This is a genomic window from Blautia sp. AM29-29, from assembly GCF_003480555.1.
GTDB lineage: Bacteria > Bacillota > Clostridia > Lachnospirales > Lachnospiraceae > Fusicatenibacter > Fusicatenibacter saccharivorans.
The window spans coordinates 12,564-34,938 of the sequence record NZ_QUJD01000010.1 but is presented as its reverse complement, the minus strand read 5'-3'; the positions used below and the strand labels follow the sequence as shown (position 1 = coordinate 34,938).

Here is a 22,375-nt window from a genome sequence, read left to right as displayed (position 1 = left end):
AAACCGTTCTTTCCGGCTTCGCTCCGTTTCCGGCAGGCAGATTCCGCGGTCTTCTTACCGCATCGATTCCCTTCTTTTATATACAAACGCAGCCTTCGCTTTCGTTTCCCGTTGTTCCGTTCCCACACTTACGGAGCTTTTGAAAGCCTATGTTCTGCCAGACACCCAAACGACATCAATGAGGAGGTTTTAACATTCATGAAGAAAAATCCAATCGGTAAGTACCTGCTCCAGAACTGGTACTACTACGTTTTCGCTTTTGGTTCCATGGCCTTAAGTGTCTTTCTCGATATGCTCGCGCCGCTTGTCACGCTGCACATCGTGGATGACGTGCTGGTCAGTCACAAAATGGAACTGCTCTGGAAATACCTTGCCGCCTTTCTTCTGATCGGTGCCGCAAAAGCCCTGTTTCAGTACATCAAAGAATTTTTATTCGATGTCAGCAGCGTCCGCGTCGCCAGCCAGATGAGGGACAACCTGTTCCGCCACGTCCAGCGGCTTTCGGTGGAATACTTTGACAAAAACAATACCGGCGAACTCCTCGCCCGCGTGCGCGATGACGTCGACCGGATCTGGGATATCCTCGGCTTTGCCGGCATGCTGATCTTAGAAGGCCTGATCTGTATCATGATGGCAATGGTCAGTATGGTCAAACTGGATCTGCCGCTGACACTCGTCTCCGTGGCGATCCTCCCTTTCGTCGCAGGCATCGCAATCCGCCTCGAAAAAGAACTCGACCGTGTCTACGATGCGATCAGCGAGGAAAACGCCGTCATGAATACCGTTGCACAGGAAAATCTCGCCGGTGTCCGCACCGTCAAATCCTTTGCACGGGAACCGTATGAGATCAAAAAATTCCGGAAACACAATCAGAAATACTGCGATCTCAACATGGATCAGGCGCGCGTCCTGATGAAATACGATCCCGCCATCTCGTTTCTTACGAAGCTGATGCGCGTGCTCGTCCTTCTCGCGGGCGGCTACGGTGTCATCCACGGACGCATTACGCTCGGTGTTTTAACGGCCTTTATGGAGTACACCTCCAAGATCACCTGGCCGATCGAAAACGTCGGCTGGCTCGGCAACTGCTTCGCTTCTGCGATTGCTTCCAACAAGAAGCTGAACAAAATTCTCGCAGAGGAGCCGCAGATCGCAGAACCGGAAAATCCGGTGGAGCTTTCAAAACTTCCGGGTGACCTGGAATTCCATCACGTCGATTTCTCCCTGCATGACACACCGATTCTGCAGGATATCGACTTTACCTTAAAGCAGGGCCACACACTCGGCATCATGGGTATGACGGGTTCCGGAAAAACAACCATCGTCAATCTGCTCGAGCGTTTTTACGATGTCACCAACGGTTACATCTGTCTCGACGGCCACGATATCCGCACCCTGCCGCTGCGCACCGTGCGCGATACTTCTTCCGTCGTCATGCAGGACGTCTTCCTGTTCTCAGATACCATTTCTGAGAATGTCCGCCTCGGCAGCCGCAGCACGATGAAATCCGAGGAGGTACATAACGCCGTCTCCGCTGCATGTGCTTCCGAGTTCGTCGACCATCTTTCGGATCAGTACGAAACCGTCATCGGCGAACGCGGCATGGGACTTTCCGGCGGTCAGAAGCAGCGTCTTTCCATCGCACGCGCCCTGGCAAAACAGGCTCCGATCCTCGTACTGGATGATTCCACCTCGGCGCTCGATATGGAGACCGAATACGAAATCCAGAGCCATCTCGCCGAGAAAAAAGATGTTTCCAAGATCATCATTGCCCACCGCATTTCTTCGGTGCAGAATGCCGATGAGATCCTGTATCTCGATCACGGACGCATCGCCGAGCGCGGCACGCATGAGAGTCTGATGGCACAGAAAGGCCTGTACTACTCCACCTGGGAGGCTCAGTACGGTGATTACCATAAAGCAAAGGCAGCCCTCGAGCAGGCACTTCCTGCCAATGCTTAATTCAATTTAATCTATTACCCGACAACTTCTGTATTTACTTACCCGTTAAGAGAGGAACAATACGATTATGGCTATCAATTCCAGTAAAGTAGATGAAGAGCAGAAAGAGGTCTTAAAGAGCGCGACCATCCGCCGCCTCTTCTCCTACTTAAAAAATTATAAACGCCAGGTTGCCGTCGTTCTCGTGGTTCTCGCCGTTACCATCGCGATTTCCACTGTGAACCCGCTGCTCCTGGAGTACGCCATCGACGTCAATATTGCGCAGAAAGACTGGCGTGGGCTTGTTGCCCTCTGCGTATTCATGGTTGTGATCAACCTGGTTTACGCGGCCGGTGTCCGCCTGCGGATGCTTCTGATGGCGCGCATTACCAACAACATTCTTCTGGAAATCCGTGACGAGCTCTACACGCATATCCAGACCTTAAGCTTCAGCTTTTTCGATACCCGCCCGGCCGGAAAGATCCTGGCGCGCATCATCGGCGATGTCAACTCGTTAAAGGATGTGCTGAACGACGGTGTCACAAAGCTGATTCCAAACATTCTCACGATCATCGCCATTCTGGTGATCATGATGATCAAAAACATCTGGCTCTCCTTAAGTGCGATTCTCGTGCTGCCGCTGATCGCTATCGGCATGTATTTTATTCAGATCGTCGCACACAAGAGATGGCAGACGTTCCGAAAAAAATCTTCCAATGTTACGGCGTATATCCACGAGGACTTCTCCGGTATCCGCATCATCAAGAGCTTTACCGCAGAGCAGGAATCGCAGGGCGAGTTTGACCGGCTTCTTCTTGAGCATCAGAACTCCTTCATCCATGCGGTCCGCCTGGCGGATGGTTTTTCCGCTGTGATCGAAGTGACATGGGGCATCGGAACGTTTCTTCTGTATTTTATCGGTATTTCCGTACTCGGCGTGGATGCCGTTCCGATCGGTACGTTCACGGCGTTTGCGATGTATCTGACGATGTTCTGGGATCCGATCCAGAACCTGGCCGGTTTTTACAACAAGCTGATCACGAACCTTTCCGCTGCGGAGCGAATCTTTGAGATCCTCGACACACCGGCGGAGGTTGCCGACAAGCCTGGCGTCACAGAACTGCCGCCGATCAAAGGAGAAGTAACGTTCGACCACGTCAGCTTTGCCTACTCCGATGATCCGGACACGCTGGTTTTAAAGGATGTCAGCTTTACAGCGGCTCCCGGTGAGACGATCGCACTCGTCGGCCCGACCGGCGCTGGAAAGACGACCATTGTCAATCTGATCAGCCGTTTCTACAATATTACTTCTGGAACGGTCCGCGTCGACGGCTACAGCCTGACGGATGTCTCCATCAACAGCCTGCGTGCCCAGATGGGCGTTATGACCCAGGACAACTTTCTCTTCTCCGGCACGATTCGCGACAACATTGCGTATGGAAAGCTCGATGCCACGGAGGAAGAAATCATTGCCGCCGCAAAGGCCGTGCATGCCCATGACTTTATCATAGAGCTGCCGGACGGCTATGACACCGAGATCAGCGAGCGCGGTGCCCGTCTTTCCAACGGCCAGCGCCAGCTTCTCGCCTTTGCCAGAACGATGGTATCCGATCCGCGGATTCTGATTCTCGACGAGGCGACGTCCAGCATCGACACACAGACAGAAATTCAAGTGCAGCAGGGAATCGAAAGCCTGTTGAAGGGCCGTACCTCGTTCATCATTGCGCACCGTCTTTCTACTATTAAAAATGCGGACCGGATTTTCGTGATCGACCACGGAAAGATTTTCGAGCAGGGAACCCACGACGAACTGATGGCAAAACAGGGCGCGTACTACCAGCTCTACCAGGCACAGTTCCGCAGGGTATCGTAAAATCAAGAAATTTTCTCAAAACTGCCTTTCTTTTTTACAGGGAAAGGCAGTTTTTTTCCCTCTTTTCTATAACTGGTTTTCCTTTCCTTGACAAATGAATCCTCCCTGCTATATGATGATAACTGATCTTTTTTCGGGGACATTTGTTCCCGTCTGCCGCTTCCCACTCCTGCGGCATTTGTCACGAAACAGTCTGATACGGAGCTTTTTCGAATGCCTCCGTGTTTTCTTTCAGAAAGGAGTATCATGACATTTTTTTCAAAAAAAACGTTACGCCTTCTCCTCCTTCCTGCCCTCCTTCTTCTGACGGGCTGTGCGGGATCCTCAAAAGAGACGGCGGATTCCCAGGAGAACACGAAACTCTCCGCCGTGGCTACGATTTTTCCGCAGTATGATTTTCTGCGCGCCATCGGCGGCGATCATCTCGATCTCCACATGCTGCTTTCCCCGGGTGCGGAAAGTCACTCGTTTGAACCGACACCGGGCGATATGATTACGGTTTCCGAATGTGATCTCTTCGTCTACGTCGGCGGCGATTCCGATGCCTGGGTCGAGACAATCCTTGATTCTGTCGATACCTCGAACAAAGAGGTAGTGACGCTGATGGACTGCGTTGACACCGTTGCCGAGGAAACCGTCGAGGGAATGGAGACCCACGGCCACGCACACGATCATGAGGACGAGGATGCGCACGACCATGAGGACGAAGATGCAGATCACGAGGATGTACACGACCATGAGGACGAGGATACACACGACGAATCTTCCCATGATCATGCGCACGAATCCCACGGCGAACAGGACGAGCACGTCTGGACCTCGCCGAAAAATGCGATGCGGATTGTCCAGAAACTCTGCGATTCCCTCTGCCGCCTCGACCCGGAGCATGCGGATGAATACCAGGCAAACACCGCCTCGTATCTTGCTTCGCTTGCCTCCCTCGATGAGGAATTTTCCGATGTCACCGCAATTGCAAGCCGCCATACCATTGTTTTCGGCGACCGTTTCCCGTTCCGCTACTTTGCGGACACCTACGGCCTCGACTACTACGCGGCGTTTCCCGGCTGCTCCTCGGAATCCGAGGCAAGTGCCAAAACCCTTTCTTTTTTAATTGATAAAATCAAGGAAGAACAGATTCCCGTCGTTTTCCACACCGAGCTGTCCAATGAACAAATGACGGACTCCATCTGTGAGGCGACCGGCGCGAAAAAGCTGCTGCTTCATTCCTGTCACAATGTATCCAAAGATGATTTCGAAAGCGGCGCTACGTATCTCTCCCTCATGGAACAGAACGTTTCCGCATTAAAGGAGGCTTTAAACTAAATGGCTCTACTTACCTGCAGTGATGTCACCTTCTCCTACGAGGGCATCCCGGTCCTGACCGATGTCAACTTTGCCCTGGAAGCCGGCTCCTACCTCTGTATTGTGGGCGAGAACGGTTCCGGAAAAAGTACTCTGATCAAGGGACTGCTTCACTTAAAAAATCCGTCCACCGGCTCGATCACAACCGGCGACGGGCTTCATCCAAGCGAGATCGGCTATCTGCCGCAGCAGACCGCCGCACAAAAGGATTTCCCGGCGAGCGTCTGGGAAGTCGTGCTGTCCGGCCGGCAGAACCACCCGCATTTCCCGCCGTTTTACACAAAGGCAGACAAAGAGGACGCGCTCCGCAATATGGAGCTTCTCGACCTCCTTCCATTAAAGAAACGATGCTACCGTGATCTCTCCGGCGGCCAGCAGCAGCGTGTGCTTCTCGCTCGTGCGCTTTGCGCCACAAAGAAACTGCTGCTCCTCGACGAGCCGGTCACTGGCCTTGACCCGGTCATGACAAACGAAATGTACCAGCTCATCCGCCGCATCAACCGCGAGCAGAACGTTACGATCATCATGGTTTCCCACGATATCCGCAATATTCTGCCGGACGCAACGCACATTCTCCAGCTCGACCAGAAGCAGGTCTTCTTCGGTCCGATGGACAAGTATCTGAAAACCGAGGCGGGAAAACAGTTTTTAGGAGGTGCTGACTTATGATTTCGAATCTGCTGAAAATGCTTTCTTATCCGTTTATGCAGCGTGCCCTTGTGGTCGGCATTCTCGTCTCTTTGTGTGCCGCACTGCTTGGCGTCAGCCTCGTGTTAAAGCGCTACTCCATGATCGGCGACGGCCTCTCCCATGTCGGATTCGGCTCTCTTGCAATTGCAACGGCACTCGGTTTTGCTCCGCTTGCCTTCACAATCCCTGTCGTCGTGCTTGCCGCCTTTCTGCTGCTCCGCATGAACGAATCCAGCAAGCTCAAAGGCGACGCCGCCATCGGCCTGATTTCAAGCTCTGCGCTTGCGATCGGTGTCATCACGGTTTCGTGGTCGAGCGGTATGAACACCGATGTCAACAACTACATGTTCGGAAGCATCCTTGCGATGAGTGATGAGGACGTTGTTCTCTCCGTGGTGCTCTCCATCATCGTGCTGATCCTGTTCGTCCTGTATTACAACCGTATTTTTGCCGTCACTTTCGACGAGACATTTGCCAAAGCAACCGGTGTCCGCGCAGAGGTTTACAACATGCTGCTGGCATTCTTAACCGCCATCACCACCGTCCTCGGCATGCGCATGATGGGCGCGCTTCTGATCTCCAGCCTGCTGATTTTCCCGGCACTGACCTCGATGCGTCTCTGCCATACCTTCCAGAGCGTGGTGATCTGCTCTGCGGTTCTCTCGGTGGTGTGCTTCCTTCTTGGCATGTCCCTCTCGTTTTTCCTGTCCTCCCCTGCCGGAGCGACGGTCGTAATCGTGAACCTGCTGGCATTCCTGATCTTTTCTGCGATTGCCGGAATCCGCGAGCATACCGCATAAAAAGTTTCCGATCTGACCTGCTTTGTTTTACTGGAGGTATTTTATGAATCGAATTGTAATTGCACTGTTAAAACCGTTTTCCTTCATCCCGGCGATTCTGATGATGTCGCTGATTTTCTCCTTCTCTTCCCAGAACGGAACGGAATCCTCACAGCTCAGTGAAAAAGTGGCGCGCGGCATTTTCATCACGATCGACCACGTCATGGACCGCGGATGGGATGATGAGAAGATCCAGGAACTGGCTGACGAGTATCAGTACCCGGTACGGAAGCTGGCTCATATGACAGAGTACTGTCTGCTTGCAATCTGTGTTTCGCTTCCGCTCTACGTCTACGGCCTGCGCGGCTTCGCGCTCACATTTCTTGCCGGCATCCTCTGTGTCGCCTTTGCCGCGAGCGATGAGTTCCACCAGACGATGGTCGCCAACCGCGGCCCGTCGGTAAAGGACGTCGGCATCGACAGCATCGGCGTTCTCTTCGGCATCACGTTTGTACGGCTGTTCTGCTGGATTGCACTCGGCGGAAATACGAAAAAAAGAAAGCGGCGCAGACGGCGTTACTATTACTAAAAATATTGGATAACAGAAAAATCCCCGTTGGAAAAATCATTTCTCCTGAAACTGATTTTCCCAACGGGGATTTTTTCATTTTTCTTAAAAACAGCTCTTAGGAAAGTGAATCCGCATACGCCTGAATATCTGCCTTCATCTGAATCCAGGCATCCTCATGCTCCACGTAGTACAGAGGGCAGAGCTTTTCGGTTACATCATAGTGACGGATCACATCGTCCGAAGTCAGATTGAACCGCTTGCATAAGAAACCGGCGAGCTGGACCACAGAATTGTATGTCTCATCGGTAAATTCACCGCTGTCATCCGGGTGGCAGCATTCAATCGAGATCGTATCGAAATTACGCTGGTTCGATGCATACGACCATTCACTCGTCGGGATACACTGAACGACTTCTCCCTCGATGCCGACGACGAAATGGCTGCTGGCCTGCGCCTCCTGCGTCTCAGGCAGGTTTTCAAAGTAATCACGGTTCTGCATCGCCGTGCTTCCCGGGTTTGCGGTGTAGTGAATAACGATACCGTCCACCTTTTTCAGCCTCGTCTGCGGTCTGGACCAGCTGTTCGGCGTCAGAAGCTCCACATCAATCGGCGGAGCGCCGGTCCAGTCGGTGATATCGTTGTCCTCATAATCAGAACCGGAATAGTCAACGGCCGTGATATCACTTGCCGTTTTTGCCACACGGCGGATGCCGCTGTAAATGCCGACGCAGATCAGCACCACCAGAACTCCCGTCAGAAACATTCTGCGGTGAAGCTGGCGCTGCCTCTGTTTTCTTGTCGTTTTTCCCCGTCTCTTCTGTGCCATATGTTCTCTCCCCGCTGCAAATAAGCGCTCCCTCATTTGAAAAGGCAGAAGCTGAAAAGTTTCTGCCCTTTCCCCCTTCTGCCTTTTGCGACTTTTTATTCTTATTTATCGTCCACGCTGTAGTTCGGAGCCTCTTTGGTGATGTGGATATCATGCGGATGGGACTCTTTTAAGGATGCTGCGGAAATCTTCACAAATTTTCCGGTCTCCTTTAAGGTCTCAACATCTTTCGCTCCGCAGTAGCCCATACCGGAACGAAGTCCGCCGATCAGCTGGAATACAGTGTCCTCTACGAGGCCTTTGTATGCTACACGGCCTTCCACACCTTCCGGAACCAGTTTCTTGGCGCCGGTCTGGAAGTAACGGTCTTTGCTTCCGTTCTCCATGGCTGCGATGGATCCCATTCCACGGTATACTTTGTATTTTCTTCCCTGGAACAGTTCGAAATCTCCCGGGCTCTCATCGCATCCTGCGAAGATGCTTCCCATCATGCAGACATTGGCACCGGCTGCGATAGCCTTTGTCATGTCTCCGGAGTACTTGATACCGCCATCGGCGATGATCGGAGTTCCGGTCTTCTTTGCTTCCGCATAGCAGTCCATAACGGCTGTGATCTGCGGTACACCGATACCTGCAACGACACGGGTCGTACAGATAGAACCAGGTCCGATACCGACTTTAACAGCGTCTGCTCCGGCTGCGATCAGGTCTCTTGTTGCCTCTGCGGTTGCCACGTTTCCGGCGATTACCTGCAGATCCGGATAATGCTCTTTGATGAGACGAAGTGTTTTGAAGATATTTGCGGAATGTCCGTGAGCGGAGTCGATGACGATCACGTCTACGTGTGCTTTTACCAGCGCATCGACACGATCGAGCACGTTTGCCGTGATGCCGACTGCGGCACCGCAGAGCAGACGTCCCTGCTCATCCTTGGCGGACAATGGGTACTTGATGGTTTTCTCGATATCTTTGATGGTGATCAGACCTTTGAGATTGAAATCGTCATCGACAATCGGAAGTTTTTCTTTTCTGGATTTTGCAAGGATTGCTTTTGCCTCGTCCAGCGTAACGCCTACTTTTGCAGTGATCAGGTTTTCGCTGGTCATGGACTCTTTGATTTTCTTGGTGAAATCAGTTTCAAACTTCAGATCACGGTTTGTAATAATACCAACCAGTTTTCCGTTCTCGGTAATCGGGACACCGGAAATACGGAATTTTGCCATCAGATTATTGGCATCTTCCAGGGTGTGCTCCGGAGACAGATAGAACGGATCGGTGATAACACCGTTCTCAGAACGTTTTACTTTGTCTACTTCTTCTGCCTGCTGCTCAATCGACATATTCTTATGAATAATACCGATTCCTCCCTGACGTGCCATGGCAATTGCCATACGGTGTTCTGTAACCGTATCCATGCCGGCGCTCATCATCGGGATGTTCAGCTTGATCTTCTTGGTCAGATGCGTAGTCAGATCTACCATGTTTGGGGTTACTTCAGAATACTGCGGAACCAGAAGCACATCATCGAAGGTAATACCATCACCAATAATTGTACCCATTTTCATTTCTTCCTTTCTTCTTAAGTCTTTTTGATTTATCACCTAATTTAACATAAAACAAAAAAGCTGTCAATCCATAAATACTTTTCTTGGTGCACGGTTGCGGATATCTTTTAACATCACTTCGTCCGGCTCGAAGATCACCATCTGCATGGCATTGTCCTTGGAGATGACGAATGCGTACGGTTTGTGGCCCTGTCCTTCGATGCCGGAGGAATAGTTGTAACGTTTGATACTCTGGTTGTTTTTGTAGGAATCAAGCTGATGGGACTGGTACGGAGCCAGGATTTCCATGTTGGAAAGCTCATAGCTTGCGGCTCTTTTTCTTCTTGACTGCGAATAGATACGGTCGATATCGAGCTCGCCGTTGACGTACAGATACTCAAACTCTACCGAAAGCTTCGGGATAAAAATATAGTCTACGATTCCAAGTACCAGCGCAAGAAGCAGAATCAGCGGATTCATCATAATTCCTGCGGCTGCAAAAAGAACGGTAAAGAAGATCAGAACTCCTTTGATCGCCTTGTCTTTTCCTGTCTGCTGTTTTTTCACCAGCACTTCTGTGTACAGATCACTCATTTACTCCATCCTCCTCAAGATATTCGATCAGTTTTGCTACATTGTCCGCGTTCTTTGTATTGACCAACACGGTCAGATAACACGGCTCATAGTACGTAAGGCCCATATCCTGGTACTTTTTCAATTTGGAAATGTCGAGGCAGGTATCTCCCGCCTTTATCCCGTACTTCTCACACGTCGCTTCGTCAAACAGTGTGGACAGATCCAGAAAATAATCGTCTTTGCTGTAGTTGTCGTACACGGCCTGTGAACAGATCAGAACATCCATGCTCTGTGCGGCAATCACGGCTGTGAATTTCATCAGCGTATTGTAATCCGCGTTTTCCAGGTTTTCACCGAAGCTGTAGCTTGTATCGATGCTTACCTTTTCGTACTTATCTCCGGTTCCGAGCGCTTCTTTTAGGTCCTCCTCGATCGGACTTACATCCTGCAGTCCTGCGTAATCCACTACGGCAATGCTCACGAGGTCATAATACTTCGCATTTTCATGGATATTCACAATCGTGCCGATGATGAAGATAACAGCGATGATGCCGAAAATGACAGCCTTGTAGTATTCCCAGATATAGGCCAGTTTCTCTTTAAAATTCATTTTCGACAGCTTCTCTTTTTCGAGCTGCATCTTCTCCTTCCTTGTCATGTCGGATTCATAACGACTTGCCATGTGTGTTTCTTCTCCTTTGTTGTATTTCCCCCAACATCCTACAAATCAGTATAGCATAAAACGCCGGAAGCGTCCATATACGCCGCCCGGCGAAAGCATGAAAACTTTCTGAAATTTTTTGTAACGATTCAGGGCCATGCGAAATGGAAGAAAAACTTTCCACTAAAAAATCGGCCGGCAAAGACAGGACTTCGGAACCCATGTTCCGCTACGGTCTTTGCCAGCCGGTTTTCTTATTTTGTTTTACCAGACATTTTTATCCCGGAAATTACATCATTCCCATTCCGCCGTCTGCGCCTGCCGGCATAGCCGGAGCCGGCTCTTTGATGGTGGAAACTACGGACTCGGTGGTCAGCAGCGTTGCGGAAACGCTGGTAGCGTTCTGCAGTGCGCTTCTGGTAACCTTAACCGGATCAAGGATACCAGCCTGGATCATGTCTACATACTCTTCGTTGTATGCATCAAATCCAACACCTACTTTGGACTCTTTTACTTTGTTGATAACAACAGCGCCTTCCAGACCTGCGTTTGTTACGATGTGGAACAGAGGAGCCTCAAGTGCTTTCTGTACGATTCTTGCACCGATCTTCTCGTCGCCGTCCAGGTTGTCAATCAGCTCTGCAAGCTGTGTTGTTACATGGATGTATGCAGAACCGCCGCCTGCGATGATACCCTCTTCTACGGCTGCTCTCGTTGCATTTAAAGCATCCTCCATACGGAGTTTCTCTTCTTTCATCTCGGTCTCGGTTGCTGCACCTACACGGATCACAGCTACGCCGCCTGCCATTTTTGCCAGTCTCTCCTGCAGTTTCTCTTTATCGAACTCAGAAGTGGTCTCCTCGATCTGGGATCTGATCTGGCCGATTCTTGCAGCGATGGCATCTTTTGCGCCGGCACCGTCAACGATAACAGTGTTCTCTTTCTGAACTTTAACAGATTTTGCACGTCCGAGCATTTCCAGAGTAGCGTCTTTTAATTCCAGACCAACTTCCTCGGAGATCACCTGGCCGCCGGTCAGGATTGCGATATCCTCGAGCATTGCTTTTCTTCTGTCGCCGTATCCCGGTGCTTTGACAGCTACTACGTTGAAGGTTCCGCGCAGTTTGTTGATCACGAGTGTCTGGAGAGCCTCGCCCTCTACGTCCTCAGCGATGATCAGCAGTCTTGCGCCGTTCTGTACGATCTGCTCCAGCAGCGGAAGAACTTCCTGAATGTTGGACAGTTTCTTATCGGTAATCAGGATATATGGATTGTCGAGAACGGCTTCCATTTTCTCCATATCGGTACACATGTAAGCGGAGATATATCCACGGTCGAACTGCATACCTTCTACCAGCTCCAGCTCGTTCTGCATGGTCTTGGACTCCTCGATGGTGATAACGCCGTCTTTGGAAACTTTTTCCATAGCGTCAGCTACCATCTGGCCTACTTCTTCGCTTCCGGAAGAAACAGCTGCAACTTTTGCAATCTGCTCTTTGCCTGCTACCGGCTGGCTCATCTCTGCAAGGATCTGAACAGCTTTATCGGTTGCTTTCTTCATTCCCTTACGAAGAACGATCGGGTTCGCACCTGCTGCCAGGTTTTTCATTCCTTCGTTTACCATAGCCTGTGCCAGAACGGTTGCGGTTGTGGTACCATCACCTGCTACGTCGTTGGTCTTTGCAGCAACTTCTTTGATGAGCTGTGCGCCCATGTTTTCAAAGCCGTCTGCCAGCTCGATCTCTTTTGCAATCGTAACACCATCGTTTGTGATGAGCGGAGCGCCGTACTGTTTGTCCAGAACAACGTTTCTTCCTTTCGGTCCAAGGGTTACACGTACGGTATCTGCAAGCTGGTTTACACCATTCTGAAGAGCGTTTCTTGCCTCTGCTCCATATTTAATCTCTTTTGCCATGATTGTCATGCCTCCTGATTTTTACTTGATTATTCTTTATTTTACAACTGCCAGAATGTCATCCTGTTTTACGATGATGTACTCTTCGTCTTCCAGTTTGACGTTGGTTCCTGCATATTTGGAATAGATTACCTGATCTCCGACTGCAACTTCCATTTTTACTTCTTTGCCGTCTTCTACTTTTCCAGGTCCTACTGCGATAACCTCAGCCTGCTGCGGTTTCTCCTGTGCCTGTCCCGGAAGTACGATACCGGATTTTGTGGTTTCCTCTGCTTTTAACTCTTTTAATACAACTCTGTCACCTAAAGGTACTAACTTCATTTATGTTTCCTCCTTCAAGATTTCATTCAGTTTTATTTATTAGCACTCAGTTCATTCGAGTGCTACTTGATGGTTCTTACTATAGTGTTTTCCACCTCATTTCGCAAATGCATGAATTTTGTAATTCTCTTTTTTTTTCTCGTGATAACTCTTAATTTCTCTTATTTTCTCGTTTTTTCTTATTTTGGCAACTTTTTCATATTTTATACTCTCTTTAGAATCTAATTATAGTTTATTCCTAAAAACGGGAATGATACCATTTTTTTCCGCTCCCCGAATGCTTTTTTGCACAAAAAGAAACGGCGCCATTCTTAAACGGCTCCGATTCTTTTCTACATTCCACTTTTTTATTTTTTCGCCTCGTCCGGATGGGCATCGCCCTTTCCTTTCAGGTTCTTTCTTGCTTTGATCTCGTCGAGTTCATCAAAGATATAATCATTTAATACCTTGATATACGTTCCCTTCATACCGCTGGAACGGGACTCGATGACGCCTGCGCTCTCGAATTTGCGGAGGGCATTTACGATGACAGATCTTGTGATGCCGACGCGGTCTGCAATTTTGCTTGCAACCAGAATGCCCTCATCCCCGTTCAGTTCATCAAAGATATGGATGATGGCTTCCAGTTCGGAGAAGGACAACGTGTTGAATGCGGATTTAACCACCTGAACCTTGCGGTTTTCCTCCACATTTTCCTCGTTGACGGAACGCATCATTTCCAGTCCGACAACGGTTGTGCCGTACTCACTGACGATGATATCGTCGATATCGTACTGCGGGGTGCAGCGGTACATAAATACGGTACCAAGGCGTTCTCCGGCGATCTCGATCGGGCAGATAATTGCGGTGTAGCGCTCTACACCAGGCCGCTCAAAGCCGAGGGTCTGTAAATTGACGTTCTCTTTTGTGGAGAGTACGCCGAGGAGACGCTCGTTTAATGCGGCATCGACATAACCGCCCACCTTATCCTCGATCAGCTCCGTAATTTCTTCCACGCCCGGGCAAAGGCTGATGCCCAGCACTTTTCCTTTTTTACTGATCACCAGGATATTGGAACTTAACGTTTCCATCAGGACTTCACAGATATCGTTGAACACGACCTTCGTGGAGTGATTGTTATGAAGCAGTTTGTTGATTTTTCTGGTTTTATCCAGCAGTTGTACGCTCATGTTCTTCTCCTTTCTTTATTTTCTGCATTTTTTTGGCGTATCCGCCGAAAAAAATGCACACTGATGCCTTTTTCAGACAACCCTTAAAACTAAGCTCATTCTATCATGTAGTTTTCCGGAAATCAATATATTTTTCAGAAAACTATAAATTTTATAAAAATTCATGCTAAATTTTTTCGGATCTTCCTGTTTTTCCGCCTCGATAAGCAAAAAAAACGGCCTGCACCAGTTTTTCACCAGTACAGACCGCTTTGTCATTCTCAGTCTTCGTCTTTCTTTTCGCGTGCTTCTACATAGCCGCACTGCTCGTCCGCGCAGACCAGCTTATTGCCTTTTTCCAGCATATAGCCGCCGCACTGCGGGCATTTCTTGGCAGACGGTTTCTGCCAGGACATGAAATCGCATTCCGGATTGTTTTCGCATCCATAATATTTCCGTCCTTTTTTCGTCTTGCGCAGGATCACTTCTTTTCCGCACTTCGGACACGGAACACCGATCTTTTCCAGATACGGCTTCGTGTTCTTGCAGTCCGGGAATCCCGGGCAGGCGAGGAATTTTCCGTGAGGGCCGTATTTGACCACCATGTTGCGGCCGCAGTTCTCGCAGATGACATCCGTCACCTCATCCTCTACCTTAACTTCTTCGAGGTTCTTTTCTGCCTCTGTGACCGCCTCATAGAGATCCGGCCAGAAGTTCTCGACTACTGTCTTCCACGGAACACTTCCATCTCCAACCCTGTCGAGCAGAGCTTCCATCGTTGCCGTAAAGTTGACATCCACGATGCTCGGGAATGCCTCTTTCATCATGTTGTTGACCACCTCGCCGAGCTCTGTCATGTAAAGGTTCTTGTTCTCCTTTGCCACGTAACGGCGGTTGATGATCGTTGTGATGGTCGGCGCATACGTACTTGGACGGCCGATGCCGAGTTCCTCAAGCATTTTGACAAGGGATGCCTCGGTGTAGTGTGCCGGCGGCTGTGTGAAGTGCTGCTGCGGATCCATCTTTTCCAGTGCCAGCTCCGTTCCTGCCTCCAGGCTCCGGACAGCGGCGTTTTTCTCTTTCTTTTCCTCATCCGGATCGGTGTAAACGGACATGAAACCATCAAATGCCAGACGGGAGGAAGCTGCTGTAAAGAGATACTCTCCTGCATTGATCCGTGCGGAAATTGTCTCATAGACGGCTGGCTGCATGCGGCTTGCCACAAAGCGTTTCCAGATCAGCTGATACAGGCGGAACAGATCTCTTGTCAGGGATTCTTTTACCATTACCGGTGTATTCGTCACATCGGTCGGACGGATGGCCTCGTGCGCATCCTGTGCCTTGCTGTTTTTATTCTCCGTCGTGTCCCCGCTTGCGGTATATTTTGTGCCGTACTGCTCCTGGATAAAGGAACGTGCTGCCGCATCGGCCTCCTCGCTGATTCGTGTAGAATCGGTACGCAGATAGGAAATCAGAGCGATCGTTCCCTTTCCTTTTACTTCCACGCCCTCGTAGAGCTGCTGCGCCAGACGCATCGTCTTCTGTGTGGAGAAGTTCAGCACCTTCGATGCTTCCTGCTGCAGGGTACTCGTGGTGAACGGAAGCGGCGCTTTCTTGGAACGCTCTCCTTTTTTCACTTCGGATACGGTAAAGGTCTCATTTTCCAGTCCCTTTAAGATTTCATCGAGCTGCTCTTTCGTCTCGATCGCCATCTTTTCACTGCCTTTTCCGTGGAATTTTGCGACGAGCGGTTTCTTCTCGCCTGGAATTTTCAGATCTGCTTCCAGTGTCCAGTATTCTTTCGGAATGAACGCATTGATCTCATCCTCGCGGTCGCCGATGATGCGCAGTGCAACGGACTGCACACGGCCGGCGGAAAGTCCGCGTTTGATTTTCTTCCATAACAATGGGCTGATTTCATAACCTACCATACGGTCGAGGCAGCGGCGCGCCTGCTGCTCGTCCACCAGGTTCATATCGATGTCGCGTGCCTGTTTGATCGACGCTTTGACTGCTGATTTTGTGATCTCGTTGAAGGTGATGCGGCGCATCTTGTTCTCATCGAGATTCAGCGCAATCGACAGATGCCAGGAAATTGCCTCTCCCTCGCGGTCAGGGTCAGTTGCAAGATAAACTTTATCTGCTTTTTTTGCGGCTTTTCGAAGAGATGCCAGAAGCTCTCCTTTTCCGCGGATGGTGATATATTTTGGTTCAAAGTCATGTTCTACATCAATTCCAAGCCGGCTTTTCGGCAGATCGCGCACATGGCCCATAGATGCTGCAACTTCGTAATTTGCCCCGAGATACTTTTTCACCGTCTTGACTTTTGCCGGTGATTCCACTATTACAAGATATTTTGCCACCTCTGATGCCTCCTGAATACATATTTTTATAACTGTCCAGATCTATATTGCGTTTTTCATATCGCATAGTTCTGCATCATTACAAATTCCAGAATAATTCCTAAATTAGTCGTAACTTCCACTGACTATACACCAAAAAGTTTTTTCTTGCAAGTGTTTTCCATTTTTAAAATGTACCATTTTTCGATGTTTCCCGACAAAATAACAGGATTTTTTCAATTTTTTAACGATTTTTCCTGATTTTTTTCTTTTCTTTTTCCTTTTTCAGACATGCACGCGGCGCAGAAGAGCCCCCTTTTTTCTTTTTCTTCTATTATAATTGTGCACCGGGCGGAATATCACAAAACCTTTCTTTTCCTCGTCCCTTTTACGATAACGCCATGTACACGCCCGGCGGATTTTCCGCAATAACGCCGTCAATTTCGAGTGCCAGCAGAATGCCGGTCAGCTCCTGCAGCGGGATTCCGGTGCTGCCGGCAAGCTGTGCAAGATTCTGCGGTTCTGCCGCGAGTGTTTTCAGAACCATTTCCGCCTCTTTTCCATAGCGCGGACGCGGTGCGGCTCTTTTTGTCCCGGCCTTTTTCACGCCCAGCTCCTCGAGAATCGTTTCGGGTGAAATCGCAATTTCCGCTCCCTGCGCGATCAGGCGGTTGCAGCCGCGGCTTGTCGCATCCGTTGTCCGTCCGGGCAGGGCAAATACCGTTTTTCCCTGCTCCAGCGCGTAGTCCGCCGTAATGAGCGAGCCGCTCTTCTCTTTTGCCTCAATTACCAGAACGACATCTGCCAGCGCACTGATCACGCGGTTGCGGATCGGGAAATGCCACGGAAGCGGCTCTGCGCCCGGAGGAAATTCGCTTAAGACACCGCCTCCGTTTTCCAGCATCCGCCGCATCAGCGGGTAATTCTGTTTCGGATAGCAGATATCCACACCGCAGCCAAGCACGGCAAACGTCTTTCCCTTTCCGCGCAGTGCCCCCTCGTGCGCCGCCGCGTCGATTCCGCACGCCAGTCCGCTGATCACCGCCACGCCGTTTGCCGCCAGCACCTGCGCGAAAAAGGCCGCCTGGCTCTTTCCGTACGCCGTACATATCCGCGCGCCCACAATCGCCGCTGTTTTCTGCTCATCCGCCGGCAGCGCGCCCCGCACGAAAAGGCGGGACGGCATGTCCGCGAACGGCATAAGCCGCTCCGGATAGCCCTCCTGCCCGCGGCCGACTGTAAAGATTTCCATCGCCATACGTCAGATCCTCCATATACTTTTGTCGGCGCTCCGAAAGCAGATCGCCTCGCTGATATGCGGCACGCCGATTTTGACCGCCCCGTCCAGATCCGCAATTGTCCGCGCGGTGCGGATAATCCCGTGGTAGGAACGCGCGCTGAGGCGCAGGCGGCGGAAGGCATCCTCTAAAAGCTCTTCCGCTGCCTTTTCCAGGATACAGTATTTCTCGATCTGGCCTGCTTTCAGTTCGCTATTGAAATGAATCGACTCCTGCCGGTAGCGCGCCGCCTGAATTTGCGCCGCTGCCGTCGCTTTTTCCCGCATCCTGGCCGAGGATTCGCACCGCTCCTCGCCGTGCAGATCCTCGTAGGAAAGTGCTTCCACCTGCACGCAGAGATCCATGCGGTCGAGGAACGGCTGGCTGACTCTCGAGAGATACCGGCTGATGTCGCCGGGTGCGCAGGTACAGCGCGATAAGTCGGGGTAAAAGCCGCAGGGGCAGGGGTTCATTGCCGCCACCATCAGAAATGACGCCGGGAACACATAGTTTCCGCTGACACGTGAAATCACAATCCGGTGCTCCTCGAGCGGCTGGCGCAGGATCTCAATGGTTGTGCGCGTCATCTCCGGGAGTTCATCAAGGAAGAGAACGCCGCGGTGTGCCAGCGTAATTTCGCCCGGAGACGGCTGTTTTCCGCCGCCTGCAAGAGCCTGCGGCGACATCGTGTGATGCGGAGCACGGAAGGGCCGCTCCCGGCGGACACCCTCTCCTTTGGCAAGCATTCCGGCGATGCTGTAGATCCGCGTTACTTCCATCTGCTCCTCCTCAGACATCGGAGGCATGATCGTCGGAATCCGCCTTGCGATCATGGATTTTCCGCTGCCCGGCGGCCCCAGCATCAGCAGATTGTGAAATCCGGCCGCAGCGATGAGCGCCGCCCGCCGCGCCGCCGTCTGGCCCTGCACTTCGGAAAAGTCCGGCTCTTTTCCGTCCTCCTTCTTTTGATTTTCTATAGACGGAAGCGACGGCATTTTCCCTTCACAGCAGTAGTTCAAAAGCTCCTGTAAATTCTGGATTCCAACGACGTGAAGCCCGCCGACCAGACCCCCTTCCGCGGCATTTCCGGCTGGAACAAGAAGCGTTGTGCATCCAAGCTCCCGCGCCTTCGCCGCTGCCGGAAATACACCGCTGATCTCCTGCACATGGCCGTCAAGGCCGAGTTCGCCGAGCACCATCGTTTTCCGGAGTGACCCGGGCGGAATCCGGCCGAGCGTCATCAGAACGCCCGCTGCAATCGGAAGATCGAAACGCGATCCTTCTTTTCGGACGTCCGCCGGGGATAAATTAATCGTAATTCGTTTCGGCGGCAGGGAAATTCCCATGTTTTTGAGGGCTGTCCGCACGCGGTCCTGCGCCTCCTTTACCTGGGCACTCACGTAGCCGACCATCGTAAACTGCGGCATGCCGTCACTGACATCCGCCTCCACCTGCACCGGAATCATCTCCATGCCCGAGACGGTGGCTGATAATACACTGCAATACAAAGAAAACCTCCTTTTCTTTCAGTAGCAGGTCGTATAGTTCCTATTTATTTTTCATTTTGGGAAAATGTCCGGCAAGAACACCGGGAAGATATTATCTTTGATTTTTGTTCGAAAAAGTAAGGATAAGGAAACCTTTTCTGCACCTGATTTCCTTACCCTTTATTATAGAAGCAGTCCGTTTGAAATGTCAAGCATTTACGAAGCGGCAAACCGTAACCGCAACTTTTCAATTGCATTCTTCTCGATCCGCGACACGTACGAACGGCTGATGCCGAGCCGGGCAGCGACCTGTTTCTGTGTGTATTCTGCTTTTCCGCCAAGGCCGTACCGGAGAAGAAGCACCTGTTTTTCCTGCTCTTTTAATTCCGAATCCAGATAACAGTACAGCCGCACCGCGTCCTCTTTCCGGTTGTACTGTTCCGCGATATCCTCCCCGCCGCCCTCCACGATGTCGAGCAGATGGATCTCATTTCCCTCCTTGTCGGTTCCGATCGGCTCGTAGAGGGAAATCTCCCGTGCCGTTTTCTTTTTGCTCCGAAGATACATCAGCAGCTCATTATCAATACAGCGGGCGGCGTATGCGGCCAGCCGGTTTCCTTTTTTCGAATCATATGTCATCACCGCCTTGATGAGGCCGATCGTTCCAATGGAAATCAGATCGTCGAGATCATCGGGCAGGCCCTGATACTTTTTCACAACGTGCGCGACCAGGCGCAGATTCCGCTCGACCAGAATGTCTCTGGCTTTTGTATCGCCCCTCTGATACGCATCCAGACAGCTTTTTTCTTCCTGTGCAGACAGTGGTTTTAAAAAGGGTTCCAAGAAAAGCGGCACCTCAAAGGGGATTTTTCTTTATTTTATGTTTGAATTGCAGGAAACGTGCCTGTCTGCTATACTGATAAGATCAGCCGGGTTTTCCGGCACTCGACATTATATTTTTAAGAGGAGGTTTCCTTTTATGACAGACCAGAAAAACGGACAGGAATATCTTTCTTTTGTGCTGGAAAAGCTGCAGGCGCGTCTTGCCGAGATTAGTCAGTCTCTGCTGGACGGACAGAAAGAAATTGAAAATATGCACGATTATTACTGGCAGAACTATACCGAGATGGACCAGTACGGATATGAGGATTACGACAATCAGCAGGCGCTGCTGCATCAGGTGAATGCGAATCAGGAGCAGCTTCTTCTGCGGAGCCGCTTCCGGAAAATGCTGGATTCTCCGTTCTTCGGGCGTGTGGATTTCTGCTATGACGGGGATGATGAGCCGGAAATTTTCTATATCGGCATCGGCAATTTTGCGGAGCGGCCGGGCGAGCTGCCGCTGATTTACGACTGGAGAAGCCCGGTCAGCGGTCTTTTCTACGATTTTGACCGCGGGCCGGCTTCCTATCTGGCGCCGGGCGGCGAGATGACAGGGGAAATCTGTTCCAAGTGGCAGTATAAGATCCGGGATGGAAAGATGATTTACGGATTTGAGAGTGATGTGAAAATTGATGATGATATTTTAAAGGCGGAGCTTGGCAACAACGGCGAGGTACAGCTGAAAAATATTATCCGCACAATTCAGAAGGAACAGAATGCGATCATCCGCAATACGAAGGACCGGATTCTGGTAATTCAGGGAGCGGCTGGAAGCGGCAAGACATCGGTGGCGCTGCATCGGATTGCCTACCTTTTGTATCATGACAGACAGAATCTGAAGTCTTCGAATATTCTGATTTTATCGCCGAACGGGGTATTTTCGGATTATATTTCACATATTCTGCCGGAGCTCGGTGAGGAGAATATTCAGGAGATGAGTTTTGATCTCTTTGCTTACCGCAAATTACAGGACACGGCGGCGGACTGTGAGGATCGCTGTGATCAGATTGAGCGGGAGATGCGGGATCCAAAAGCCGCAGAACGGTTTGCTTTAAAACAGTCGCAGGCGTTTGTGGACCAGATGGAGGGATTTGCGCTGGAGCTTGAGGACGAGCTGATGAATTTCTCAGACGTTTCGTATAAGTCGTTTGTGAAGTCAGAATCGGAGATTATTACGCTGTTTTATGACAAGTTTGCGGATATTCCGCTGCTCTCGCGGATGGATGCGGTGGCGGAGACGTTTATTGACGAGATCGAGACGCTGCTGAACCGGGATCTGCCGGAGGAGGAGCGGATTCCGCTCATCGAAAAATTCCAGAAGATGTATGAGACGATGGATTTTTATGTTCTCTACAATCGTTTTCTGAAGAAAGAGGGATATCAGACGCTGCCGCGGCGGCCGTTGGAGAAGCGGAAACTGCGGTATGAGGATGTGTATCCGGTTCTGTATCTGAAGTACCGCCTGTCGCGGCAGGCGGAGCGGTCGAATATTAAGCATCTGGTGATTGATGAAATGCAGGATTATTCGCGGCTCCAGTATCTGATTATCCGGCGGATGTTTTCCTGTAAGATGACGATTCTCGGCGACCGGGCGCAGACGATGGCGGATCAGCAGCAGGATGTACTGCAGTTTTTACCGGGGATTTTCGGGAAGGATCTGCGGCGGATTGAGATGCGGAAGAGTTACCGGAATACGGTGGAAATTGCGTCGTATGCGGCAAATCTCATTGGCGTAACGGATCTGGAGCTGTTTGAACGGCACGGAATGCCGGTGTTGGAACGGAATGTCACGGATCTTGAGGCGGCTCTGCGGGAGGCAGTGGATACGCTGTTTCCAGATGAGAAAACGTATGAGACGGCGGCGGTGATTGTACCGGATGAGAAGACGGCGGAACGGGCTTATTTGATTTTACGGGAGATTCTGGCGGAAAAAGATTTTGACTGTGAGAAGCGGCTTTCGTGGCTGAACCGTGACAGCTCCAGTTTTAAGAAAGGACTGACGGTTACCACATTTTATCTGGCAAAAGGGCTGGAGTTTGATCAGGTGTTCTCGATTTTCCCAAAGGACGAGAAACGGGAGATGATGATGCAGGCGCAGTATATTGCAGCGACCAGAGCATTGCATGAGCTGAGAGTGTATCATATTTAAAAACAGGGAGATCCTCCGAAAAAATTCGATT

At 50.7% G+C, this 22,375-nt stretch carries 19 protein-coding genes; 7 read left to right on the top strand and 12 right to left on the bottom strand.

Features of this window, described 5'->3' with window-relative positions; all coding sequences use genetic code 11:
* Positions 1-198 precede the first annotated feature (198 nt).
* Together DW769_RS08840 and DW769_RS08835 are read left to right on the top strand one after the other, a co-directional pair.
* Positions 199-1,962 carry an ABC transporter ATP-binding protein gene (locus DW769_RS08840; protein WP_117509515.1) on the top strand — a complete coding sequence of 588 codons (1,764 nt, stop codon included), beginning with the start codon at positions 199-201 and terminating at the stop codon, positions 1,960-1,962.
* A gap of 67 nt (positions 1,963-2,029) precedes the next feature.
* Positions 2,030-3,814: an ABC transporter ATP-binding protein gene (locus DW769_RS08835; protein ID WP_117509516.1), complete on the top strand. Its 1,785-nt coding sequence runs from the start codon at positions 2,030-2,032 to the stop codon at positions 3,812-3,814.
* A 2-nt stretch (positions 3,815-3,816) separates the two neighbouring features.
* On the opposite strand, the gene DW769_RS16595 is transcribed toward DW769_RS08835, so the two are convergent.
* The gene (locus tag DW769_RS16595) at positions 3,817-4,170 is read right to left on the bottom strand and encodes a hypothetical protein (RefSeq protein WP_173815799.1); all 354 of its coding nucleotides are present in this window, start codon (positions 4,168-4,170) and stop codon (positions 3,817-3,819) included.
* A 13-nt stretch (positions 4,171-4,183) separates the two neighbouring features.
* Between DW769_RS16595 and DW769_RS08825 the strand changes: the two genes are divergently transcribed.
* The 4 genes from DW769_RS08825 to DW769_RS08810 are packed head-to-tail and all read left to right on the top strand — an operon-like array spanning position 4,184 to position 7,234.
* On the top strand, positions 4,184-5,137 hold the full coding sequence (locus DW769_RS08825; protein WP_242856691.1) for a metal ABC transporter substrate-binding protein: 954 nt from the start codon (positions 4,184-4,186) through the stop codon (positions 5,135-5,137).
* On the top strand, positions 5,138-5,845 hold the full coding sequence (locus tag DW769_RS08820) for a metal ABC transporter ATP-binding protein (RefSeq protein WP_118750269.1): 708 nt from the start codon (positions 5,138-5,140) through the stop codon (positions 5,843-5,845).
* Positions 5,842-6,666: a metal ABC transporter permease gene (locus tag DW769_RS08815; RefSeq protein WP_118750268.1), complete on the top strand. Its 825-nt coding sequence runs from the start codon at positions 5,842-5,844 to the stop codon at positions 6,664-6,666. The genes DW769_RS08820 and DW769_RS08815 overlap by 4 nt, the downstream gene beginning before the upstream one ends.
* 43 nt (positions 6,667-6,709) lie before the next feature.
* Positions 6,710-7,234 carry a VanZ family protein gene (locus DW769_RS08810; RefSeq protein ID WP_117509519.1) on the top strand — a complete coding sequence of 175 codons (525 nt, stop codon included), beginning with the start codon at positions 6,710-6,712 and terminating at the stop codon, positions 7,232-7,234.
* A gap of 97 nt (positions 7,235-7,331) precedes the next feature.
* Here the strand turns inward: DW769_RS08810 and DW769_RS08805 are convergent, their stop codons facing one another.
* From DW769_RS08805 to sigK, 11 genes are all read right to left on the bottom strand, one after another.
* Positions 7,332-8,042 (bottom strand): peptidoglycan recognition protein family protein, encoded by a 711-nt coding sequence (locus DW769_RS08805; protein ID WP_117761020.1) that lies wholly within the window; start codon positions 8,040-8,042, stop codon positions 7,332-7,334.
* A gap of 101 nt (positions 8,043-8,143) precedes the next feature.
* On the bottom strand, positions 8,144-9,601 hold the full coding sequence (guaB, locus tag DW769_RS08800) for an IMP dehydrogenase (protein ID WP_055218584.1): 1,458 nt from the start codon (positions 9,599-9,601) through the stop codon (positions 8,144-8,146).
* 69 nt (positions 9,602-9,670) lie between these two features.
* Entirely contained in the window at positions 9,671-10,180 is a 510-nt protein-coding gene (locus DW769_RS08795; RefSeq protein WP_055227377.1) for a DUF6106 family protein, read from the bottom strand.
* Complete coding sequence (locus tag DW769_RS08790; RefSeq protein ID WP_055227379.1) at positions 10,173-10,844, bottom strand: hypothetical protein; 672 nt, start codon at positions 10,842-10,844, stop codon at positions 10,173-10,175. The genes DW769_RS08795 and DW769_RS08790 overlap by 8 nt, the downstream gene beginning before the upstream one ends.
* A 268-nt stretch (positions 10,845-11,112) precedes the next feature.
* On the bottom strand, positions 11,113-12,738 hold the full coding sequence (gene groL, locus DW769_RS08785) for a chaperonin GroEL (protein ID WP_118700123.1): 1,626 nt from the start codon (positions 12,736-12,738) through the stop codon (positions 11,113-11,115).
* Between the two features lie 36 nt (positions 12,739-12,774).
* Positions 12,775-13,059, bottom strand: a complete 285-nt coding sequence (gene groES / locus DW769_RS08780; protein WP_022462185.1) for a co-chaperone GroES — start codon at positions 13,057-13,059, stop codon at positions 12,775-12,777.
* 347 nt (positions 13,060-13,406) lie between these two features.
* Positions 13,407-14,228 carry a GTP-sensing pleiotropic transcriptional regulator CodY gene (gene codY, locus DW769_RS08775; protein ID WP_022462184.1) on the bottom strand — a complete coding sequence of 274 codons (822 nt, stop codon included), beginning with the start codon at positions 14,226-14,228 and terminating at the stop codon, positions 13,407-13,409.
* Positions 14,229-14,488: 260 nt separating this feature from the next.
* Positions 14,489-16,570 carry a type I DNA topoisomerase gene (topA, locus tag DW769_RS08765; protein ID WP_118750267.1) on the bottom strand — a complete coding sequence of 694 codons (2,082 nt, stop codon included), beginning with the start codon at positions 16,568-16,570 and terminating at the stop codon, positions 14,489-14,491.
* Between the two features lie 367 nt (positions 16,571-16,937).
* On the bottom strand, positions 16,938-17,807 hold the full coding sequence (gene dprA / locus DW769_RS08760) for a DNA-processing protein DprA (RefSeq protein ID WP_022462182.1): 870 nt from the start codon (positions 17,805-17,807) through the stop codon (positions 16,938-16,940).
* A 3-nt stretch (positions 17,808-17,810) separates the two neighbouring features.
* Entirely contained in the window at positions 17,811-19,334 is a 1,524-nt protein-coding gene (locus DW769_RS08755; RefSeq protein WP_117509525.1) for a YifB family Mg chelatase-like AAA ATPase, read from the bottom strand.
* Positions 19,335-19,529: 195 nt separating this feature from the next.
* Positions 19,530-20,156 carry an RNA polymerase sporulation sigma factor SigK gene (gene sigK / locus DW769_RS08750; protein WP_022462180.1) on the bottom strand — a complete coding sequence of 209 codons (627 nt, stop codon included), beginning with the start codon at positions 20,154-20,156 and terminating at the stop codon, positions 19,530-19,532.
* Between the two features lie 136 nt (positions 20,157-20,292).
* Here sigK and DW769_RS08745 point away from each other — a divergent pair, with 136 nt between their 5' ends.
* Positions 20,293-22,344 (top strand): HelD family protein, encoded by a 2,052-nt coding sequence (locus DW769_RS08745; protein ID WP_118750266.1) that lies wholly within the window; start codon positions 20,293-20,295, stop codon positions 22,342-22,344.
* Positions 22,345-22,375: the final 31 nt, after the last annotated feature.